General features: G+C 58.2%; 3 protein-coding genes. All 3 read right to left on the minus strand.

Features of this window, described 5'->3' with window-relative positions; all coding sequences use genetic code 11:
- Positions 1 to 269: 30S ribosomal protein S11 (rpsK, locus tag J0I64_RS15470; protein ID WP_291409842.1), on the minus strand; the 269-nt coding region annotated here is incomplete at its 3' end.
- Positions 270 to 421: 152 nt separating this feature from the next.
- On the minus strand, positions 422 to 790 hold the full coding sequence (rpsM, locus tag J0I64_RS15475; protein ID WP_291409844.1) for a 30S ribosomal protein S13: 369 nt from the start codon (positions 788 to 790) through the stop codon (positions 422 to 424).
- 175 nt (positions 791 to 965) lie between these two features.
- The coding region (locus J0I64_RS15480; protein WP_291409846.1) for a nucleoside monophosphate kinase at positions 966 to 1,355 on the minus strand (390 nt) is incomplete at its 5' end.

Here is a 1,355-nt window from a genome sequence, read left to right on the forward strand (position 1 = left end):
GGACCACGCACTTCGACCTCAAGGGTCTTCATGCCATGTTCCTGAGCCTTCTTGGCAGCATCTTCGGCAGCAACCTGGGCAGCATAGGGGGTCGACTTACGCGAACCTTTGAAGCCCATAACGCCCGACGAGGACCACGAAATCGTGTTGCCCTGCATGTCGGCGATGGTGATCATGGTGTTGTTGAAGGAGGCGTTCACGTGTGCAACGCCAGAAGTAATGTTCTTGCGCTCCTTGCGGCGGATGCGCGTCGTATCGGTCTTAGCCATTCAGGTCCTCTTGGGTATCGGCGCTGCCGTAGTCCCAGCAGCTCCACCACGGAAGAAGCGGATCAGGAGTTTGGCGCGCCCCTATAGGGGTAGCCAATCCTGCATCCGCCGCTTCCAATCACATAACCAGCCTGCTTACGCAGGCATGGAAATTACTTCTTCTTGCCGGCGATCGGCTTTGCCGGGCCCTTGCGGGTGCGGGCATTGGTGTGGGTGCGCTGGCCGCGGACCGGAAGGCCACGACGGTGGCGCAGGCCACGGTAGTTGCCGAGGTCCATCAAACGCTTGATGTTCATCGCAACGTTACGGCGAAGGTCACCTTCCACGACATAGTCGCGGTCGATCGCTTCACGGATCTGGATCACTTCGGCGTCGGTCAGTTCATTGACGCGACGTTCGGCCGGGATACCGACCTTTTCGACGATATCACTGGCGAACTTTTCGCCGATACCGTGAATGTACTGCAGCGCGATCACCACGCGCTTGTTCGTCGGGATATTGACGCCAGCAATACGAGCCACGTCTGCTCTCCTTCATTCAACACGCGCCATCGCGGCGGGTGTCTTTCAAACAACAAGGGACCGGATTTCGGACCCCAACCAATGTGGAGAACCGAACCCAGCCCAATAATCCATGAGACTGGTGCGGTTCTTTAAGGATTCGACAAGGCGAAGTCAACACTCGCCTCATCGAAGATTAGTTACCGAGGGCCGCCTTGATGGCCGTCGTCACTGTTTCGACCGGCTCCATGCCATCGACCGTCTTCACCAGGCCCTGTCGGCTATAATAGTCGACGAGGGGAGCGGTGCTGGTCTGGTAGACATCGAGTCGCTTGCGGATGACCTCGGGATTGTCGTCCGGACGATTGCTGTCCTTGGACCGCTGAATGACGCGACGAACGAGTTCGTCGGCATCGGCGGTCAGCTCGATGACAGCATCGAGCTTGATTCCCTTGCTGGCCAGCATGCCATCCAAAGCTTCCGCCTGCGCGATGGTGCGCGGGAAGCCATCGAGGATGAAGCCAGGCTTGCAGTCTTCAGCATCGATGCGCTCTGACACGATACCGTTGACGATGACATCAGACAC

This window comes from Devosia sp., from assembly GCF_017307565.1.
Lineage (GTDB): Bacteria > Pseudomonadota > Alphaproteobacteria > Rhizobiales > Devosiaceae > Devosia.